Below are 20,080 nucleotides of genomic sequence, written 5' to 3'. Positions count from 1 at the left end.
GCCTTGTATGTGTTATGATAAACACAAGTCATATCAAGGCTCTTTCCAATAAGGAAAGGAGCAGACACCATGAAAGAAAAAAGACGGGATAGCAAAGGACGTATCTTGCATACTGGAGAGAGCCAACGAACAGACGGAAAATACTTATATAAATATGTGGACGCATTTGGAAACACAAAATATGTGTATGCTTGGAGATTGACACCCACAGACCCGACACCAAAGGGAAAACGGGAAAAACCCTCACTTCGTGAACTGGAACAGCAGATAAGACGGGATATTGAGGACGGTATCGACAGCACAGGCAAGAAAATGACGCTTTGCCAACTCTACGCCAAACAGAACGCACAGAGGGCAAACGTGAAGAAAAGCACACAGAAACAACGGGAACAGCTCATGCGGTTATTGAAAGAGGACAAGTTAGGTGCTAGGAGCATTGATACGATAAAACCCTCTGACGCTAAGGAATGGGCGTTACGCATGAAAGACAAAGGCTTTTCCTATAACACCATTAACAACCATAAACGCTCGTTAAAAGCGTCATTCTATATCGCCATACAAGACGATTGTGTAAGGAAAAACCCTTTTGATTTCAAGTTGAGTGAAGTCCTAGAAAATGATACCAAAGAGAAAGTCGCATTGACAGAGGAACAGGAACTAGCCCTACTCTCATTCATCAAGACGGACAATGTGTATCACAAGTATTATGATGATGTGCTGATACTGTTAAAGACAGGACTTCGTATCTCGGAACTGTGCGGACTGACAATCATGGACGTTGATTTTATCCATGAGGTTGTAGTTATCGACCACCAGTTACTAAAGAGCAAGGAACAAGGTTATTATATTGAAACGCCTAAGACAAAAAGCGGAACAAGGCAAGTGCCATTAAGCAAGGAAACGATACAAGCATTTCAACGGGTTATGAAGAAACGCCCAAAGGCAGAACCATTTGTGATAGATGGACGGGGCAACTTCCTATTTGTCAATCAGAAAGGCAAGCCCAAAGTTGCGATTGATTACAATATGCTTTTTGTCCGTATGGTAAAGAAATACAACAAGCACCATAAGGATAACCCTTTGCCACATATCACACCGCATACGCTACGCCATACATTCTGCACAAGATTGGCAAGCAAGAACATGAACCCGAAAGATTTACAGTATATCATGGGACATTCAAATATCAGTATCACAATGAACTGGTATGCTCATGCGTCCATAGATACTGCAAAATCAGAGGTTCAGCGTTTAATCGCATAGAAGTATTTACCACGATTTTAACCACGCTTGATAGCGAAAATATAAGAAGATAGACCTAGATATGTGAGGTTTACCACAAAAGCAAAATGCCCGTAGAGCCGATAAAATAAGGCTTTGCGGACATTTAAGAAGATATAAAAAGATAGTTAAAAAGATATATATAATTTATAGAAATGATTTGTAAGCTAATAGGACATAGAGATTGAGAGAAATTCAACTAGAATTTTGAGAGATGAAAACATTGAATTTTACAGATGAAAAATTTCGCTCTTATTTTCAATACATTTTAAGGGAAAGGAGAGGAGGTAATTAAAATGTCCAATAAAGCATGGCGCATTGTTGCATTGTTATTCATTGTTGTACCGATTATCATTTGTATCATAATAAGCTTTATAATTACATATTTTCCGACATCTGATGTTTCGTTGATATTAGCATCGGATTTCTTACCTATTGCAATAAAAATACAAGGGGTGGGAATTCTTATTGCAATTCTCGTTTCGATATTTAAAATCAAGAAAGATTAAGATGAAAAAGATGGACAAGTATATCGATCAATCTTAGGTTGTTAAGATAAAAAAGTTTAAGTAAAATTGTAAGTTGTGGGGTAGATATTTTGAGAACATACAAGGACAAAGAAGAATTAAAAAATGAGATAAATAAAAGTTTTGAAAAGTATATTTCTGAATTTGATAATATTCCTGAATCTTTAAAAGATAAGAGAATAATCGAAGTAGATAGAACACCAGCAGAAAATCTTGCTTATCAAGTTGGATGGACGACATTAGTTTTGAAATGGGAAGACGATGAGAAACAAGGAATTGAAGTGAAAACACCATCGGATATGTTTAAGTGGAATCAACTAGGTGAATTATATCAATGGTTTACAGATACTTACTCATATTTATCGTTAGCAGAACTGAAAGATAGACTAAAAGAAAATATTACATCTATCCATACAATGATTGATTCAATGAGTGATGAAGAATTATTTCAACCACATATGAGAAAGTGGGCTGATGATGCTACAAAAACAGCGATATGGGAAGTTTACAAGTTTATTCACATTAATACTGTTGCTCCTTTCGGAACTTTTAGAACTAAGATTAGAAAATGGAAAAGGGTAGCATTGTAAATCTCAGTCTGTCGAGCTACAAAATATGATTTGATTAGTTTGTAGAGAGGTTTATATGGACAAAAAGCGGATGAAGCGAATGATTGGAATAGCAATTCCTAGGGCTCTTATTATCACCAGTATTAGCTATAACGGATATATCAGAACGCACACTTTTACGCTTTCTGGGGGAGTTGTGAAAAATGAGCTGATACAGCCTATCAATAATAAGATTAAAGTTTCTGGAAATGCTGATACGGATGTTATTTTTACGGATATTGAAAGTCGAAAACAATATACTATAGGTTACATTACACATGGCATGTCAGAAACAATTCAACTCGAAAAAGGAAAGTGGTATAGCGTAGAAGGTGCTGGAGAACTTACAATAAGACCAGTTAATGTTCGTATTGAATAATTATTTCTGTTTGCACTAAAATAATTTCCCAAGGGGTAATAAACAGGCAGAAAATAATCACATTGACAAATTTCAGTTATTCCGTAAATTTGAAGTTATCGAGTTGAAAAAAGGAGGGAAATTTAATGGAAAAAGTGAAAAAAATCATTAACAGTATTTCTTGGGTAATTGTGGCGCTAACGGGTATTCTTTTGATTGTGAAGTGGAATGACATACCGGCATTAGTTATTACGCATATTGGAATGGGAATATCCTATGGCAGTAAAAATATCTTGCCTATGCTCTTTTGTATTGAGCTTGTAGTAACTTTTCTGTTTACATTGCGCTACGACATTCCCTTTATCCGAGAGATGAGAAAATCGAAAGTGTCACGCAAATTTCTAGATATTATGGCGATTATCATTCAAATGGTTGGTGTGGTTATACTGTCACTATTTGTTCTATTAGCGGTTGTTCAATGAGGCTGTAAATCCCAGCTTAGTTTTACATCTAATTTACCTAATTCATTAAAATTATCAGAAAGTGTAATAGATGGACTGGTAGGCAGTCAACTTATCTCCTCCATTCTTGCTGTTTCGTGTGTAACGGTTGCTTTTTGTTCTAATTTTTTAATGGTGCAAGATAAAGCAAATGGTACGATAAGAGATTTAAGAATATCTCCTGTGAAGTCAGCTACACTTTCGCTGAGTTATTATACTGCAACCTTGTTTTCAACACTTATTATTTGCTTTGCTGCAACGGGTATCTGTCTTACTTATGTGGCTATTGTCGGTTGGAATATGTTACTCGCAGATATATTCTTTTTGTTTCTTGATATTTTACTACTTGTTTTGTTTGGAACAGCATTATCTTCGATTATTAATTTTTTCTTATCAACACAAGGACAAATTTCAGCGGTAGGCACAATCATCAGTGCGGGATATGGTTTCATTTGTGGTGCATATATGCCTATTTCTTCATTTGGAAAAGGGCTGCAAAAAATAATCTCATTTTTGCCAGGCACTTATGGTACATCACTTATCCGAAATCATACAATGCAAGGGGCGCTTGCCGAAATACAAAATCAAGGTATTCCAATAGTGATTATTGAAAAACTAAAAGATTCCCTTGATTGCAATCTTTATTTTTTCGGAAGTCAAGTAAATATTGGAACGATGTATATGATACTTGGCATCACTATTTTGGTATTGATTGGAATTTATATTTTGTTAAACAAATCGAAAAAATATAACCGTTAATTTAGTAGCTGCAAATGATTATGTATGCCGCCGCTATAGATAAAATTATGCCGGCGGTTTTTAATGTCTATCAGCTATCTCTGTTAATGGATTTTTTACGCTGTCTTTGCGGTGTTTTCTGCCTGTTGCGTTCCTGACAAGAGAAGCTAAACGAGTAAAATCAGCAATTAGTTATATGCCGATAGTTTCATGTGAATTACCCTATGAGGGAGCAAAAGAGATGTTGTTGGTAGATGAAGTCGATAATAAGGAATTTTTGACAGGCTTGTTTCATGCAATGTATGATGAACTGCCAACTCCAAAACCGAAAAAGAAGAAATAAACAACTTACAGTTTATGCCATTGTCATTTTGTAAAAGGAAAAATTTAACTCCTATTTTACATATGCAACAAAATACCTTAACAAAAGACCATTACAATCCTATCGTTACTTGAATTCAATGGGTTAACGGAGGAAACGATATGAGAGTAAAACGGAGAAAAACAATGGCGCTTTTAGCAGCTGTTTCGATCGTATGCGCTCAAAGTACAGTAAGTGATGTCTTTGCAGCGGGAGCAGAGGAGGTGGCAGCACAGGAAAACAATGCAGTTTCAATCGAATACCTTACTTTACAACCAGGTGAAAGAGACGATTCGGTAAACCTGAACTGGTATGCCCCGGAAGGTACTCAAAATGCGATTGTCCGTATGGGGGATAAGACAGTAGAAGCATCTGTAAGAGCTCTTCATACTCCTACAAAAGTAGTTGAAGGAAAATATACAGATACCGGGAAAATAGTATGTCAGGCTACTGTATCAGGACTTTCAAAAGGCACAGAATATAGTTATCAGATTTCATATGATAATGGAAATACTTGGTCAAAGAAGTATTCTTATGAAACACCAAATGCAGGTGAATTTCGATTTGGTTTTACAAGCGATCCCCAGATTAAAGAAAACGGAGAAACAAATAACGGGGGATGGAATCCTTCTGACGGAAAAAATCAGACCGGATGGGCAGTTATGCTGGACAAGATGAAAGAGGAAGATGTGAACCTCATTGTTTCCGCGGGAGACCAGGTGGAGGATCAAAGCTGGGGAAAATCCAGTGAGTATGCGGCATTTTTTGCTCCGGAAGAAATGACATCTCTTCTGTATGCCCCGGCAGTAGGAAATCATGATCGTCATTACATGTTTGATGATCATTTTAATCTTCCGAATGAAATGAGTGTAGATGGAAACGCAGCGTCTCTTAATCAGGTAAAGACAACATTCCGCGGACAGAACAGTGGAACGAGTCAAAGCCATGGCAACTATATTCAGGCAACTGCGGATGAAATCGCACAATCTGCAGAGTCAAATGGTGTTACACCGAATAAAGACGGGCAATATGATTTTGTGGAACGAAGAGAAATGGAGACAAAAGGAAACTATTACTATTTATATAATAACGTTCTCTTCGTAACATTAAACACAGGAGCTTATCCGGGCGGAAACGATAATGAAAATGCGGGAAATGTAAATGTTCCAAGCGCTTCAAAGGACAATTCCGAAGCGGAAGCCATCGTTTCTAACTTCAGAACAACTTTAAATGCGGCGACGGCAGAATATTCAGGTCAGTATCAATGGTTAGTTGTTACACATCATAAATCTACGCAGACAGTGGCAAAGCATGCTGCCGATTCGGATATTGAGAACTATGTAGATGCAGGATTTGAGCAGGTGATGGATGAATTTGACGTTGACTTTGTATTAGGCGGTCACGATCATGTGTATTCTCGAAGCTATGTGCTGAAAAACGGTCAGAGAAATGCAGAAAGACTGGATGATTTCCATGATCCTGACGGAGTGATTTATCTGACGGGTAATTGCTGTTCTGACATGCAATACTATACTCCTTTTGAGAAAGTAGACAAGACCAATAATGCAGATTATCCGGTGCTGGCAAACGGACAAACCGGTTCTGAGGCATATTTGGCGGGAAATCTTCCAATTGGAAATCAGGAATGGAACCAGGAGTACAGTCCAAGTTACGCTGTCTTTGACGTGGCGGATAATAAAATCTCTGTCAACGTATATAACCTTTCGGGAGACAGCAATGCCCCGGAAAGTAAATTAATTGATTCATTCAGTGTTACCAAAAATGCGAACGGCGGAGAGCTGAAAAACGGATTAGAGAATAAAAAGTCTTCTATTGCCATGACACAGACTGCTCAATATAATTCCGGCATGCAAAACCCGGACGGCGGCGTTATGGAAATTATAGATTACAATACAGTTACAGGCTGGGCGTATGCTGTGAATGGTGTAACCGGGAACTTAACGGCAATTCCGATGAAAAATAAAAATGCAGTTGATAAGATCGCTTTGTTAGATGGAAAGAATATAAATATCAAAGAAATCGTTGAGAACAATTACAAAGGTTTCTCCTACGGTGATATGACTTCTGTTGCCGTTTCTCCAAATGGAGAAAAGCTTGCAGTGGCAATCCAGTCATCTGATTATTCGGTTGCCGGATGCCTCGCAGTATTCCTTTGCGGCGCAGATGGGACATTGTCATTTGATCAGATTTATGAGGCAGGTGTACAGCCGGATATGGTGACATTTACACCCGATAGTAAAAAAATTCTTTCGGCAGATGAAGGCGAACCAAGAAACGGCTATGAAGCGGGAAGTATTGACCCTAAGGGAACGGTCACTGTAATTGATCTGACAAATCAGAATGTATCACATCTTGACTTTACCGTTTTTGACAGTGAAGCGAAAAGAGCGGAGCTTGTACAAAATGGAGTGATTTTGAAAAAAGGAACGGCTCCGTCTGTTGATTTAGAACCGGAGTATATTGCAGCAAATGATAAAACAGCCTATGTTACACTTCAGGAAGCAAACGCCATTGCCATCGTAGATCTGCAAACACTTTCTATAGAAAATATCTGTTCCGCAGGATATGAAGAGTAAGCGCTTAATTTTTAGGTATGATAGAAAAAATCCCCGACTACTTTTCAGTAGCCGGAGCACCTTGACAGTTCACATATAATTGATTTGATTCGTTTACACGATGTTCGATTTCAGCTTTGACAGTTTCGTTCCATGGAGCCAGAAGTTCTAATTCATCATCGCTCATCCTATCATTAGGCACTTTTTCCAGCAGATAAGTAAGATAGTGATAGACGTTTACTCCATTGGCTTTTGCCATTTCTACCATAGTGTACACAACAGCACTGGCCTGGGCTCCATTTGGTGTGTCACAGAACAACCAGTTTTTACGGCCTACTGTAAATGGACGGATCGCATTTTCGCTGAGATTATTAGAAAAACTGCAGCGGCCATCTTCTAGATAGGTGGACAGATAGGAGCGGCGGTTCTGAATGTAGGTGACAGCTTTATCCATTCTGCTTCCACGGGTAGGGTTCTGCTGATCAAGCCACGACAAAAAGCCTTCTACTACCGGCTTTTCTTTTTCAAGACGCGCCTTTTTGATAGCATCGAAGGAAGAATACTTTGATCTGATCACATCTTCCAGATGGAAGAGCTGGTTAATGTACAGCATTCCCTGTACGGATGGCAGGGTATAATCCAAAGCTTTTCCTTTGGGAATGGCATCTGCCAGATATCTTCTGATGTGTGCCCAGCAAGCTGTGCGTTTGGCATCTGGAACTTTATTGTACCCACTATAGCCATCGCACATCAGATAACCCTTGAAGCCGTGAAGAAAATCCACAGCATTGTCTCCGGCCCGGGTCTCCGAATATTTATAGAGGATAATAGGTATTCCTCCGTCTTCACCGCTGCGGAACAGCCACATATATGACTTTGTCTGAGCGCGGCGTTCCGGTTCATGCAGAACCTGAAGTGGCGTTTCATCTGCCATCGCGAATCCACGTTCCAGAAGTTTCCTGTGGAAGTATTCGTACATAGGAAGAAAAAACGCTTCGGAATTCCGGATCACCCAGTTTGCCATAGTAGCTCTGGTGATCTCTACGCCATACTGTTTCCAGTCCTTTTCCTGACGGTAGTATGGAAGACCATTACAAAACTTCTGGTACATTACCCAGGCAACTGTTCCGGCAGAAGCCATTCCATAAAGCATATGGGCTCTGCCATCTTTTCCTTTTTTAATGACCGGAATATCCTGAAGTTTGCACTGCGGACACTCATAGTTCTTACTATAGTATTCATATACTTTCAGTTTTGCCGGTACAAAAACCAGCTCCCGGCGGACAAACTCTTCCCCGATTTCTTTCAGTGGAGTACCACAGGAAGGGCAGAGTTTCTCTTCCTCAGAAAGTTCCAGATACTTTTTCTCAACAGGAACTCCCTTAAACCGTTCAGCGTCTGTAGCTCTTGCTTTTCGTTTTTTTGCTGTTTTTTCCGGAAGAAGTGCTTCAAGATCCTCTGCTTTTACAGCTTCTGGATTCTGTTCCAGTTCCGCTTCATTGAAAAAGTTTAACTGGCCTGGAATATCGATGGTTCTTTTTTCGCTGGAGGTGCCAAACAGTTTTTTACGGAGAAGGTCTATCTCTTCTTTCAGGTTATCCCGTTCCTGGGTAAGAGACTCTTCCCGTTTATTGGCAGCATCGACAGTTGCCTGAAGTGTTTTTATCATCTTTTTGAGATCGTTTATCATGTCCTTCAGCTCATGGAGCTGGATATCTTTAGAACTGTCTGCCACTGCTTTTTCCTCCTGTTTCTGATATTTCCATTATACCAGAAAACAGGGACTTTTCCCAGCAAAACAGCGGATTTACCAAGACTTGAAAGTGCTGAAAATACAGCAAAAAATGCGAGTTTTATGTGCATCTTTTTCATGTTGACTTAATCGCTTTTGGCTGCTCAATATCAAGGCCAGACATCAGCCAGTCGAACTCCCGCCATGTAAGATTCCGGACTTCAGATTTATTTCTGGGCCACCGGTAAGAACCTTGGGCAGTCAGTCTTTTGTAGATCATAACGATTCCATCCGGTTCTTTTAAAATAGCTTTGATGCGGTCACATTTACGTCCACAAAAAAGAAAAAGTGCATGGTCGATCTCCATCGAAAACTGTTCCTGGATGATCGCACACAATCCATCAATGGACTTGCGCATATCGGTTCTGCCACAGACGATATAGATTGCATCAACACTTGAGATATCCGCTAACATAGTGACTCCTTCAGCGTATCCATAAGCATCTTCAGAAGTACCGGTTTGATCTCATTACTCATTCGTATAAGCAATCCGTCTGCTTCGATTTCAATCGTATGTGAATTGTCAAGGTGCATAGGACTGTTTCCATTATCTGGAATCAGTCCTGCCGGAGAAGACTCCGGTTCTATAGCGATCTGGACTACATCCTGTTTATGGGACGTAAGGTCAAGAGTGCTAGCTTTTCCAACTGGATCCGGTATCTGGCAGGCTTTTTTGCGGAGACGGGTAACTGCATTGTAAAAACAGCTGGGAGATATCCCGTGTTCATTACACCATGCAGCATCTGTCAGGCCACTTTGTCTGCATTCGGTTACCAGTTCCATCCATTCATCCAAGGAACGTCCTGGAGCACGTTTATTACTCATAATGAAACCTCCAAATGTAGTAAATTTCTATCTCCTATCAAGGGGAGTGTAGAAAAAATCTATTTACTATCATTATGAGTTTAAAAACGTAGACAGTAAAGCTACCCAAGATTTAAGCGCTTACTATGAAGATTACGAAAAATATCCGATCGATATTGATAAAAAAGATGCGGCATACAGGCCGGTATCTTATCCGTCGCTTCGCGGAATCCGTATGCCGGACGGAATTTCTCTGTTTGAGTCGAACGGCAAAACTTATATTGTAACTGCAAATGAGGGGGATTCCAGAGAGTGGAACGAATATCTTAATGAAGCAGAATGTAATTTTGGGAAAGGGCAAACATCACCTTCCGGGAAAATTACGGCTGAAAACAGTGGACTAACCGGAAAGGTTGTATTCTTCGATCAGAACGATTATGAAGGTTTAAATTCAGAATATGATTACCTGTTCGGAGGACGTTCCTTCACTGTTTATTGTGTAGATGGATCCGGAATGAAAGAAGTGTATACGAGCGGAAACGAGTTAGAAGCAAAAACAGCGGCATATTTCCCGCAGTACTTTAATTGTTCCAATGACTCCGCAGAAATAGATGACCGTTCAGGGAAAAAGGGCGTAGAAGCAGAAAGCGTAACAATCGGAACGGTAGGAGAGAAAACTTATGCGTTTATCGGTCTTGAGAGGATCGGAGGCGTTATGGCTTATGACATTACAAACCCTGACAAGATTCTTTTCGCAAATTATATTAACTCCCGAGATTTTAGTAAAGATATAGCAGGCGACGTATCTCCGGAAGGACTGTGCATGATTTCCGCATCTGAAAGCGCAGACGGAAATGCTTATCTGCTTGCATCCTGCGAAGTGTCAGGAACAGTTGCTGCTTACAAACTGATATCGCAAAATATTGATTCTTCGGATGACGATAACACAGATAATAATCACGATAATAATATCGATCACAACGGAAGTGGTCACGGCGGCGCCGATACGGAAGATTTAAACAATCAAGAAAGTAAGACAAATGCGCTGAAAACGGGAGATCATGCCCCGGTTATAGGAACGGGAATAGGAATGGTTCTTGCATTGTCTGCAATCATTGTAATACTGAAATATCGCAGATCTAAAAATACCATTACAAATACAAAATAATAAGCAGAGCTGATCCGGAAGCAAAAGGCGGTAAATACCGCCTTTTGTTGTCGTTTTAAGTCAGTGAAGGGAAATATGGCTTTTCCCGGGAAACTTTTAGATAATACTTTAGAGTTGTGATGTAGACATATGAGCCTTATTATAGTATTATATAGAACGACATTAAGACTCTGATACTTAAAAATATAGAGAAAGGCGAAAACCCGCAAAAATTGCAGGGTTTTTAGACAGGTAAAGATAAAAATGAAACTAGGAATCGTCGGTTTGCCGAACGTAGGGAAAAGTACATTGTTTAATTCATTGACAAAAGCAGGGGCGGAATCCGCCAATTATCCGTTCTGTACGATCGATCCGAACGTAGGAGTCGTAACAGTTCCGGACAAGCGTCTCGATGTACTCGGAGAGATGTATCATACGAAAAAAATTATTCCTGCGGCGATCGAGTTCGTTGATATTGCGGGGTTGGTAAAGGGCGCGTCAAAAGGCGAAGGTCTCGGCAACCAGTTTCTTGCAAATATAAGGGAAGTGGACGCGATCGTTCATGTTGTCCGCTGTTTTGAAAATACAAATATCGTTCATGTGGACGGAAGCATCGATCCGATCAGAGACATTGAGACGATCAATCTTGAGCTGATCTTTTCGGATCTGGAGATTCTGGAGCGGCGTATTGCGAAAACGGTTAAGCTTTCCCGCAATGACAAGGCGGCTGCAAAAGAGCTGGATCTTTTAAATCGTGTGAAAGCGCATCTGGAAGACAATAAAATGGCGAAAAGCTTTGTGACAGATGACGAGGACGAGCAGGAGTGGCTTGCAAGTTATAATCTTCTGACTGCAAAGCCTGTTATTTTTGCGGCAAATGTATCTGAAGACGACCTTGCGGACGATGGTGCGAACAATGAAGGAGTAAAGGCGGTTCGTGAGTATGCGGCAAGCGAGGACTGTGAAGTGTTCGTTGTATGTGCGGAGATAGAAGAAGAGATTTCCCAGCTTGATGATGACGAAAAGGCGATGTTCCTTGAGGAACTGGGATTGAAAGAGTCGGGTCTTGAAAAATTGATCCGCGCAAGTTATCATCTTCTCGGTCTGATCAGTTACCTGACGGCGGGAGAACCGGAAGTCCGTGCATGGACGATCAAGAGAGGAACGAAAGCGCCGCAGGCGGCAGGAAAGATCCATACGGATTTTGAACGCGGATTTATCCGTGCGGAAGTTGTCAGCTATGATGACCTTATGGCATGTGGAACACATGCGGCAGCGAAAGAAAAAGGTCTTGTAAGGCTGGAAGGAAAAGAATATGTTGTGCAGGACGGCGATATTATGCTGTTTAGATTCAACGTATAAGAATATGCAGCGATGGATACGGACGGCATGGAACCGTGCAGATACACTTCTTTGCCGGTCTGTATCCGTTTTTTACTTACATGAAAGACCTGCCTTTGTGTAAATAGAAAATTTTTAGAGGGGATACAGGGCATATGTTTGTTCTGTCAAATAAAAAATGAAAAGGAGCGGAATGATCTATGCATACAGAGATCAGTTTTCCTAATTTGGGAATTTATCTTAAAAATGTCGGAAAGAGCATCGATTTATTCGGAATAGAGATAGCGTATTACGGAATCATTATCGGAACGGCAATTTTGCTTGGTTTTTGGATTGCTGCCCGTGAAGCGAAACGGACAGGTCAGAATCCGGAAAATTATCTTGATATGGGGATTATCGGCGTCATTGCGGGAATTGTCGGGGCAAGACTTTATTATGTAATCTTTTCGTGGGATATGTATAAAGATAATTTGCTCGATATTTTTAATCTGAGAGAAGGCGGACTTGCGATTTACGGAGGGGTGATCGCAGCTGTGATCAGCGTTCTGGTGCTTGCGAAAGTAAAGCATTTATCTGCTCCTCAGATTTTCGATACGATCGCTATGGCGTTATTAAACGGGCAGATGCTTGGAAGATGGGGAAACTTTTTTAACAGGGAAGCGTTTGGGGGATATACGGACAGTCTGTTTGCGATGCGCCTGCCATTAGATGCAGTGCGCTCTTCCGATGTGACGGAGCAGATGCGCCGGCATATAGAGAGGATAGACGGAGTCAGTTATATTCAGGTGCATCCGACTTTTTTGTATGAATCGCTTTGGTGTATGGTACTGCTCATTATCCTATTTGCTTATCGTAAGCATAAAAAGTATGAGGGCGAGCTGTTTTTGATGTATCTGTTCGGATACGGACTGGGAAGATTCTGGATCGAAGGATTACGAACAGACCAGCTTCTTCTTCCCGGGGTCGGGATTGCCGTCTCCCAGCTTCTTGCAGGTGCGATCGTAGTCGGCACGGGGGCAGCAATGCTTTATCTGCGAAAAAAACATAAGAACAGTTAAGGCAGTTCATGTCACATGTGCTTAAAAATAGAAACAGTTCAGCTCGCGCCATTCGTAAAACCGCACTGCGTGCTTATTGTGGCTGATGCCACTGTTTTACTCATAACCGGGCGCTTAGCACATACAGATGTCCGCTTGCAAAAACATGCAGGCATGTTTTGTGCTTCCCGTACATCTGTATGGCTGAACTGTTGCTAAAAATAAACAAAAAACAAACTGCCCTCTATAGACTTTTGACAAGTTTGGAGATATAATGAGGACACATGTGAGAAATTTATTTTATTCAATGTAAAACTTAAGGAGGAGCAAAAAAATGGCAAGAAAAATGAAGACTATGGATGGCAATCAGGCAGCCGCTCACGTATCGTATGCGTATACAGAAGTCGCGGCAATCTACCCGATCACACCGTCATCCGTTATGCCGGAGCACGTTGACGAATGGGCGACAGAAGGCAGAGAGAACATCTTCGGAACGACTGTAGAAGTTACAGAGATGCAGTCAGAGGCAGGAGCGGCAGGAGCTGTTCACGGATCTTTGGCAGCAGGAGCTCTGACAACGACATTTACGGCATCTCAGGGATTACTTTTGATGATTCCGAATTTATATAAAGTGGCAGGCGAGCAGCTTCCGGGCGTATTTAACGTATCTGCCCGTGCGCTTGCAAGTCATGCTTTGTCTATCTTCGGAGATCATTCCGACGTTTATGCATGTCGTCAGACAGGAGCGGCTATGCTTTGTGAATCAAGCGTACAGGAAGTTATGGACCTGACACCGGTTGCTCATTGCGCAGCGCTTGAAGGAAAACTTCCGTTTATTAACTTCTTTGACGGATTCCGTACATCTCATGAGATTCAGAAGATTGAGACATGGGATTATGAAGATCTGAAAGATATGGTGAACATGGATGCGATCGATGAGTTCCGTGCTCATGCATTGAATCCGAATCATCCGTGCCTTAGAGGTTCCGCTCAGAATCCTGACATCTTCTTCCAGGCAAGAGAAGCGTGCAACCCGTATTATGACGCCCTTCCGGGAATCGTTCAGAACTATATGGACAAAGTAAACGAAAAGCTCGGAACGAACTACAAACTGTTCAATTACTACGGAGCAGAAGATGCGGAACATGTGATCGTTGCAATGGGTTCCGTATGTGATACGATTGAAGAAACGATCGATTACCTGACAGCGGCAGGAGAAAAAGTCGGCGTTGTAAAAGTTCGTCTTTACAGACCGTTCAGCGCAGAGGCGTTGATCGATGCGATTCCGGATTCTGTTAAGAAGATTTCCGTTCTTGACAGAACAAAAGAGCCGGGAGCTCTCGGTGAGCCGCTTTACCTGGATGTTGTTGCGGCGTTGAAAGGATCTAAGTTCGACGCAGTTCCGATTTACACAGGACGCTACGGACTCGGTTCTAAAGATACGACACCGGCGCAGATCGTTGCAGTATATCATAACGATGAAAAAGCAAAATTCACTCTCGGTATCGTTGACGATGTGACAAATCTTTCCCTGAAAGCAGACGAGCCGCTCGTTACAACACCGGAAGGAACGATCAACTGTAAGTTCTGGGGTCTCGGAGCTGACGGTACAGTCGGAGCAAACAAAAACTCTATCAAGATCATCGGTGATAATACAGATATGTATGCTCAGGCATATTTTGACTATGATTCTAAGAAATCAGGCGGTGTTACAATGTCTCACCTGCGTTTCGGAAAATCACCGATCAAATCGACATACCTGATCCATCAGGCAAACTTTGTAGCATGTCATAACCCGTCTTATGTGGACAAGTATAACATGGTACAGGAGCTTGTTGACGGCGGAACATTCCTTTTGAACTGTCCGTGGGATATGGAAGGTCTTGAGAAACATCTTCCGGGACAGGTAAAAGCTTATATCGCAAACCATAACATTAAGTTCTATACGATCGACGGAATTAAGATCGGTAAAGAGATCGGACTTGGCGGACGTATCAATACAGTGCTCCAGTCTGCGTTCTTTAAACTTGCGGAGATCATTCCGGAAGAGGAAGCGATCAGCCTGATGAAAGCCGCAGCGAAAGCTACATACGGCAGAAAAGGCGATAAGATCGTTCAGATGAACTATGATGCGATCGATGCAGGAGCAAAACAGGTCGTAGAGATCGAAGTTCCGGAAAGCTGGAAAGATGCGGCAGACGAAGGCCTTGCAGTACCGCACATTGACGAGAACGGAAGAAAAGATGTAATCGATTTCGTTAAAAATATTCAGACAAAAGTAAATGCTCAGGAAGGAAATTCCCTCCCGGTATCTGCATTTACAGATTATGCAGACGGATCAACTCCGTCAGGATCTTCCGCATACGAGAAACGTGGTATCGCGGTAGACATTCCGATCTGGCAGCCGGACAACTGTATCCAGTGTAACCGCTGTGCATATGTATGTCCTCATGCTGTTATCCGTCCGGTAGCTCTGACAGAAGAAGAAGCTGCTAATGCTCCGGAAGGAATGCAGTCTATTCCGATGATCGGTATGCCGGATATGAAGTTCGCTATCACAGTATCCGCTTATGACTGTACAGGATGTGGATCTTGTGCAAATGTCTGCCCGGGCAAGAAGGGTGAGAAAGCTCTTGTTATGGGCAACATGGAAGAGAATGCAGGCAAACAGACATTCTTCGATTACGGAAGAGAGATTCCGGTGAAACCGGAAGTTGTCGCTAAATACAAAGAGACGACAGTAAAAGGAAGCCAGTTCAAACAGCCGCTTCTTGAGTTCTCGGGAGCTTGTGCGGGATGTGGAGAGACACCGTACGCAAAACTGATCACACAGCTTTTCGGAGAAAGAATGTATATTGCGAATGCTACAGGATGTTCTTCTATCTGGGGCAACTCTTCTCCGTCCACACCATATACGGTAACACCGGAAGGAAAAGGACCGGCATGGAGCAACTCATTGTTTGAAGACAACGCTGAGTTCGGATATGGTATGCTTCTTGCACAGAATACGATCAGAAACAGACTGAAAGGTCTTGTAGAGAAACTTGCCGCAGATGCGGAAAATGAAGATGTTAAGGCTGCTGCACAGGAATACCTTGACACATATACATGCGGAGCGACAAACGGAACAGCTACAGATAAACTTGTGGCGGCTCTTGAAGCTTGCGGATGCGACCGCGCAGAGAAAGCGGAACTTCTGAAAAATAAAGATTTCCTCGCTAAGAAATCCCAGTGGGTATTCGGAGGAGACGGATGGGCTTACGATATCGGATACGGCGGTGTTGACCATGTTCTTGCAAGCGGTAAAGATATCAACATCATGGTATTTGATACAGAGGTTTACTCCAATACAGGCGGACAGTCATCAAAAGCAACAAAGACAGGAGCTACAGCACAGTTCGCAGCAGGCGGTAAAGAGACGAAGAAGAAAGACCTTGCGGGAATGGCAATGAGCTACGGCTATGTATATGTAGCGCAGATTGCTATGGGAGCTGACTTCAACCAGACAGTGAAAGCGATTACAGAGGCAGAGGCTTATCCGGGACCGTCACTTATTATCGCTTATGCACCGTGTATCAACCACGGAATCAAGAAAGGTATGAGCAAAGCTCAGACAGAGGAGCAGCTTGCGGTAGAATGTGGATACTGGAATAACTTCCGCTTCAATCCGGGAGCAGAAGGAGATAAATTCTTCCTCGACAGTAAAGAGCCGAAGAAAGAAGATTATCAGGCATTCCTCGACGGAGAAGTACGTTACAATGCACTTAAGAGAGCAAATCCGGAAAAGGCAGAAAAACTGTTCGCAATCAATGAGCAGGAAGCTATGGAAAGATATGCTTATCTGAAAAAACTTGTAGATGTGTACAAAGCAGAAGAGTAAAATATACACAAGATAAAAGACGATTGAAAGGCAGTTAAAAGATCGTTTTTAAATGACAGGACAGCGGCAGAAAAAGCCGCTGTCCTGTTGATTTTCATCAGTCAATGTTTTTTCAGATACTTAACCGCACAAATAATTATCAGAATACTTGCTAAGAACTCGGAAATACTCTTGATAAAATTAAAAATCATCAATATAATCGCATAATCCATCGAAACACCTCTGTTACATCTGAAAAAATTATAATTTTAAGATGATTGTAACATAATATATTTTGTGACACAATGAATGAATATTTGAGAAAACAAGGTTTGAGAAAACAATGGATGAAATGTCTTGCAAATAAGCTGTAATTGTGATAGAATAATTTTGGTTTATTTCAGGAGGTAGAAGAAATGGATATTTTAAAAACAGTATTGACGATTATTTTTGTTATAGATTGCATCGCATTAGCTTGTATTATTCTTTTACAGGAGGGTAAATCCGCAGGTCTTGGAACGATCAGCGGAGCTGCAGATACATATTGGGGACATAATAAAGGACGTTCGATGGAAGGCGCGCTTGTAAAGGCTACAAGAGTTATTGCGGTTCTGTTTATTGTATTGGCAGTTGTACTGAATCTCAATATCTTTAACTAAAAGGATAGTATAAAAAGACAGCAGAAGATAATAATGATTATGAGCACTCTATACGAATATAGGGTGCTTTTGCTTTGTAACGGCGAAGAGCCGGAGCTCGGAGACGTCTGAGAATCTGGCGGCTGTTTACAATCGGGAATGTGCCTTTTGGTACTTTCGGCGATTATTTTAGTGCGGAGGGTAAAATGCGGAAAACACACGGTAACAGAGAGAAAAAAAGAAGAATACATGATGATCGCGTCAAAGTGAATGACAGAAAAAATCCTTCAAAATCAAAAGAGGAAAGCCGTCAATTTGAAAAACGCAAAAAGGTACTTTTTGATTTTATCAACGATGATCTGTACGTACCTATGAAGATCAAAGAGATTGCCGTCGTACTTCAAATTCCGGGAGAACAGAGACAGGAACTGCGGGAAGTTCTCGATGCTCTTGTGGAAGAAGGGAAGATCACGATTTCAAAAAGGGGAAAATATACATGCGGTCATACCGAGCGTCTGAAAGGAATATTTCAGGCAAATGCAAGAGGTTTCGGTTTTGTTACGCCGGAAGATGGAACAGATGACATCTTTATTCCGGAAGAGTGTCTTGGGAATGCATTCCAAGGCGATGAAGTAGAGTATATTATAACGTCAGCTCCGGCAGGAAAGCGGCGGGAGGGAAAGATCGTCGGAATTATTTCGCACGGAGTAACGCATATTGTCGGATTGTATGAAAAATGTAAAAGTTTCGGGTTTGTCAGGCCGGATAACTGTCGGTATGTAAACGATATTTATATTCCGTCAGGGCGTGAGATGGGCGCTGTGACAGGTCATAAAGTTGTTGTGGAAATGACGTCTTACGGCGGGGAACATATGAAACCGGAAGGAAAAGTTACGCAGATCATCGGACATGTGAACGATCCGGGCACGGATATTTTGTCAATCGTAATGGATCTTGGCATTAAGACAGAGTTTCCCGAGAAAGTTTTGAATCAGGCGGTCAGAGTCGGGAAGCCTGTAAGTGAGGCGGATCGTGCCGGGAGAAAAGACCTTACGAATGTGAAAATGGTGACGATCGACAGTGAAGATGCAAAAGATCTGGATGATGCCGTATCGGTAGAGCGGGACGGAGAAAATTATGTGCTCGGCGTACACATAGCGGATGTAACGAATTATGTTCAGGAAAAAAGCGCCCTCGACAGAGAAGCGTTGGAACGCGGAACAAGCGTCTATTTGGCTGACAGGGTTATTCCGATGCTTCCGCACATTTTGTCAAACGGGGTCTGTTCGCTCAATGCGGGGGAAGAGCGTCTTGCTTTGTCCTGTATCATGACGATCTCGCCGAAAGGGGAGATGATTTCCCATGAGATTACAGAGTCGGTGATCTGTGTTGACAAGAGGATGAGTTACAACAAAGTTTCCGCTGTATTAGAGCAGGATGAGCAGGCGCTTCGTGAGTATGAAGGATTCGTTCCGATGATATGGATGATGAAAGAATTATCGGAGTTGATCAGACAGAAACGGGGAAAACGGGGCGCTATCGATTTTGACTTTCCGGAGACGAAGATTGTTTTGGATGAAGATGGAAAACCGATCGAAGTAAAGCCGTATGACAGAAATCCGGCGACAGAGATTATCGAAGATTTTATGCTTATGGCAAATGAGACAGTGGCGGAAGAGTTTTTCTGGAGGGAGATTCCGTTTCTTTACCGGACGCATGAAGCGCCGGATGAGGACCGGATCAGACAGCTTTCGGCATTTGTCAACAGCTTCGGCTATCATATCCATGTCGGAAATGAGATCCGGCCGAAAGAGATCCAGAAACTGCTTGAGAAAGTAGAGGGAAAACCGGAGGAAGATCTGATCAGCAGACTTACGCTCAGGTCGATGAAACAGGCGAGGTATACGACGGAGAATACCGGACATTTCGGACTTGCGGCAAAATATTATACTCATTTCACATCGCCCATCCGAAGGTATCCCGATCTTCAGATCCATCGTATCATCAAAGAAAACTTAAGAGGAAGATTTGATGAGAACCGGGCGGAGCATTATTCTGAACTTTTGCAGCAGGTTGCGGCACAGTGCAGTGAAAGGGAGAGAAGAGCCGAAGAAGCCGAGCGGGAAGTTGTGAAGCTGAAAAAGGCTGAGTATATGAGAGATCATATCGGGGAAGAGTTTGACGGAGTGATTTCGGGAGTGACAAAGTGGGGCGCTTATGTAGAATTGGAAAATACGGTGGAAGGACTTGCACATGTGGCGGATATGTGGGATGATCATTATGAGTTTTATGAACAAAGCTATGAACTGGTCGGAGAACATACAGGCAAGACTTATAAGCCGGGACAGAAGGTGAGAATTTGCGTCACAGATGCGGATAAACTTCAAAGGACAGTGAATTTCAGGATTCTGTAAGAAAGAGATATTTGCGTATGTAAAGCATTCGTACAAAGAGGTGTTCGGGTATGTGAAAGTATTTGGACATGATAGATTTTAGGGCAGGAGAAGAGTGGA

At 42.0% G+C, this 20,080-nt stretch carries 16 protein-coding genes and 1 pseudogene; 14 read left to right on the top strand and 3 right to left on the bottom strand.

Annotated elements, in window-relative coordinates; translation table 11 throughout:
- Window positions 1-69: 69 nt before the first annotated feature.
- From ACH9UM_RS08515 to ACH9UM_RS08480, 8 genes and pseudogenes are all read left to right on the top strand, one after another.
- A complete protein-coding gene (locus tag ACH9UM_RS08515) occupies window positions 70-1,263 on the top strand; it encodes a site-specific integrase (protein ID WP_015536407.1) in 1,194 nt (397 codons plus the stop codon).
- A gap of 314 nt (window positions 1,264-1,577) precedes the next feature.
- Window positions 1,578-1,790, top strand: a complete 213-nt coding sequence (locus ACH9UM_RS08510; RefSeq protein ID WP_009243376.1) for a hypothetical protein — start codon at window positions 1,578-1,580, stop codon at window positions 1,788-1,790.
- Window positions 1,791-1,879: 89 nt separating this feature from the next.
- Window positions 1,880-2,398 carry a ClbS/DfsB family four-helix bundle protein gene (locus ACH9UM_RS08505; protein ID WP_009243375.1) on the top strand — a complete coding sequence of 173 codons (519 nt, stop codon included), beginning with the start codon at window positions 1,880-1,882 and terminating at the stop codon, window positions 2,396-2,398.
- Between the two features lie 55 nt (window positions 2,399-2,453).
- Complete coding sequence (locus ACH9UM_RS08500) at window positions 2,454-2,795, top strand: hypothetical protein (protein ID WP_009319936.1); 342 nt, start codon at window positions 2,454-2,456, stop codon at window positions 2,793-2,795.
- A 125-nt stretch (window positions 2,796-2,920) separates the two neighbouring features.
- On the top strand, window positions 2,921-3,256 hold the full coding sequence (locus ACH9UM_RS08495) for a hypothetical protein (RefSeq protein WP_009319935.1): 336 nt from the start codon (window positions 2,921-2,923) through the stop codon (window positions 3,254-3,256).
- Window positions 3,257-3,322: 66 nt separating this feature from the next.
- The gene (locus tag ACH9UM_RS08490; RefSeq protein WP_306508408.1) at window positions 3,323-4,033 is read left to right on the top strand and encodes an ABC transporter permease; all 711 of its coding nucleotides are present in this window, start codon (window positions 3,323-3,325) and stop codon (window positions 4,031-4,033) included.
- 148 nt (window positions 4,034-4,181) lie between these two features.
- Window positions 4,182-4,355 (top strand): annotated as a pseudogene (locus tag ACH9UM_RS08485) (competence protein TfoX); the annotation flags it as partial.
- Window positions 4,356-4,495: 140 nt separating this feature from the next.
- The gene (locus tag ACH9UM_RS08480; protein ID WP_400091087.1) at window positions 4,496-6,970 is read left to right on the top strand and encodes a choice-of-anchor I domain-containing protein; all 2,475 of its coding nucleotides are present in this window, start codon (window positions 4,496-4,498) and stop codon (window positions 6,968-6,970) included.
- A 37-nt stretch (window positions 6,971-7,007) separates the two neighbouring features.
- On the opposite strand, the gene tnpC is transcribed toward ACH9UM_RS08480, so the two are convergent.
- The 3 genes from tnpC to tnpA form a co-directional block, all read right to left on the bottom strand.
- Window positions 7,008-8,684, bottom strand: a complete 1,677-nt coding sequence (gene tnpC / locus ACH9UM_RS08475) for an IS66 family transposase (RefSeq protein ID WP_009243281.1) — start codon at window positions 8,682-8,684, stop codon at window positions 7,008-7,010.
- A 133-nt stretch (window positions 8,685-8,817) separates the two neighbouring features.
- Window positions 8,818-9,156 carry an IS66 family insertion sequence element accessory protein TnpB gene (gene tnpB / locus ACH9UM_RS08470; protein ID WP_009243282.1) on the bottom strand — a complete coding sequence of 113 codons (339 nt, stop codon included), beginning with the start codon at window positions 9,154-9,156 and terminating at the stop codon, window positions 8,818-8,820.
- Window positions 9,150-9,566 (bottom strand): IS66 family insertion sequence element accessory protein TnpA, encoded by a 417-nt coding sequence (gene tnpA, locus ACH9UM_RS08465; RefSeq protein ID WP_009321018.1) that lies wholly within the window; start codon window positions 9,564-9,566, stop codon window positions 9,150-9,152. The genes tnpB and tnpA overlap by 7 nt, the downstream gene beginning before the upstream one ends.
- Window positions 9,567-9,627: 61 nt before the next feature.
- On the opposite strand from tnpA, the gene ACH9UM_RS08460 reads away from it, so the two are divergent.
- The 6 genes from ACH9UM_RS08460 (at window position 9,628) to rnr (ending at window position 19,981) form a co-directional block, all read left to right on the top strand.
- A complete protein-coding gene (locus tag ACH9UM_RS08460) occupies window positions 9,628-10,713 on the top strand; it encodes a choice-of-anchor I domain-containing protein (protein WP_400092427.1) in 1,086 nt (361 codons plus the stop codon).
- 243 nt (window positions 10,714-10,956) lie between these two features.
- Window positions 10,957-12,054 carry a redox-regulated ATPase YchF gene (gene ychF / locus ACH9UM_RS08455; protein WP_004845875.1) on the top strand — a complete coding sequence of 366 codons (1,098 nt, stop codon included), beginning with the start codon at window positions 10,957-10,959 and terminating at the stop codon, window positions 12,052-12,054.
- Between the two features lie 179 nt (window positions 12,055-12,233).
- Window positions 12,234-13,091: a prolipoprotein diacylglyceryl transferase gene (gene lgt / locus ACH9UM_RS08450; protein WP_004845874.1), complete on the top strand. Its 858-nt coding sequence runs from the start codon at window positions 12,234-12,236 to the stop codon at window positions 13,089-13,091.
- 313 nt (window positions 13,092-13,404) lie between these two features.
- On the top strand, window positions 13,405-16,950 hold the full coding sequence (nifJ, locus tag ACH9UM_RS08445) for a pyruvate:ferredoxin (flavodoxin) oxidoreductase (RefSeq protein ID WP_004845873.1): 3,546 nt from the start codon (window positions 13,405-13,407) through the stop codon (window positions 16,948-16,950).
- A 395-nt stretch (window positions 16,951-17,345) separates the two neighbouring features.
- Window positions 17,346-17,588, top strand: a complete 243-nt coding sequence (secG, locus tag ACH9UM_RS08440) for a preprotein translocase subunit SecG (RefSeq protein ID WP_004845185.1) — start codon at window positions 17,346-17,348, stop codon at window positions 17,586-17,588.
- 185 nt (window positions 17,589-17,773) lie between these two features.
- Window positions 17,774-19,981, top strand: coding sequence for a ribonuclease R (gene rnr, locus ACH9UM_RS08435; RefSeq protein WP_004845187.1), 2,208 nt, complete (start codon window positions 17,774-17,776; stop codon window positions 19,979-19,981).
- Window positions 19,982-20,080 lie beyond the last annotated feature (99 nt).

It is taken from the genome of Mediterraneibacter torques (assembly GCF_044591705.1).
GTDB classification, from domain to species: Bacteria; Bacillota; Clostridia; order Lachnospirales; family Lachnospiraceae; genus Mediterraneibacter; species Mediterraneibacter torques.
The sequence above is the reverse complement of the archived record's forward strand: the minus strand, read 5'-3'. Positions and strand labels throughout refer to the sequence as shown.

Bases quoted from the DNA above. Each gene is read 5' to 3' on its own strand.
- rnr (WP_004845187.1), top strand. From the start codon at position 17,774: ATGCGGAAAACACACGGTAACAGAGAGAAAAAAAGAAGAATACATGAT.
- ACH9UM_RS08480 (WP_400091087.1), top strand. From the start codon at position 4,496: ATGAGAGTAAAACGGAGAAAAACAATGGCGCTTTTAGCAGCTGTTTCG.
- nifJ (WP_004845873.1), top strand. From the start codon at position 13,405: ATGGCAAGAAAAATGAAGACTATGGATGGCAATCAGGCAGCCGCTCAC.
- ACH9UM_RS08515 (WP_015536407.1), top strand. From the start codon at position 70: ATGAAAGAAAAAAGACGGGATAGCAAAGGACGTATCTTGCATACTGGA.
- tnpA (WP_009321018.1), bottom strand. From the start codon at position 9,566: ATGAGTAATAAACGTGCTCCAGGACGTTCCTTGGATGAATGGATGGAA.
- secG (WP_004845185.1), top strand. From the start codon at position 17,346: ATGGATATTTTAAAAACAGTATTGACGATTATTTTTGTTATAGATTGC.
- ACH9UM_RS08510 (WP_009243376.1), top strand. From the start codon at position 1,578: ATGTCCAATAAAGCATGGCGCATTGTTGCATTGTTATTCATTGTTGTA.
- ychF (WP_004845875.1), top strand. From the start codon at position 10,957: ATGAAACTAGGAATCGTCGGTTTGCCGAACGTAGGGAAAAGTACATTG.
- lgt (WP_004845874.1), top strand. From the start codon at position 12,234: ATGCATACAGAGATCAGTTTTCCTAATTTGGGAATTTATCTTAAAAAT.
- ACH9UM_RS08500 (WP_009319936.1), top strand. From the start codon at position 2,454: ATGGACAAAAAGCGGATGAAGCGAATGATTGGAATAGCAATTCCTAGG.
- ACH9UM_RS08495 (WP_009319935.1), top strand. From the start codon at position 2,921: ATGGAAAAAGTGAAAAAAATCATTAACAGTATTTCTTGGGTAATTGTG.
- tnpB (WP_009243282.1), bottom strand. From the start codon at position 9,156: ATGTTAGCGGATATCTCAAGTGTTGATGCAATCTATATCGTCTGTGGC.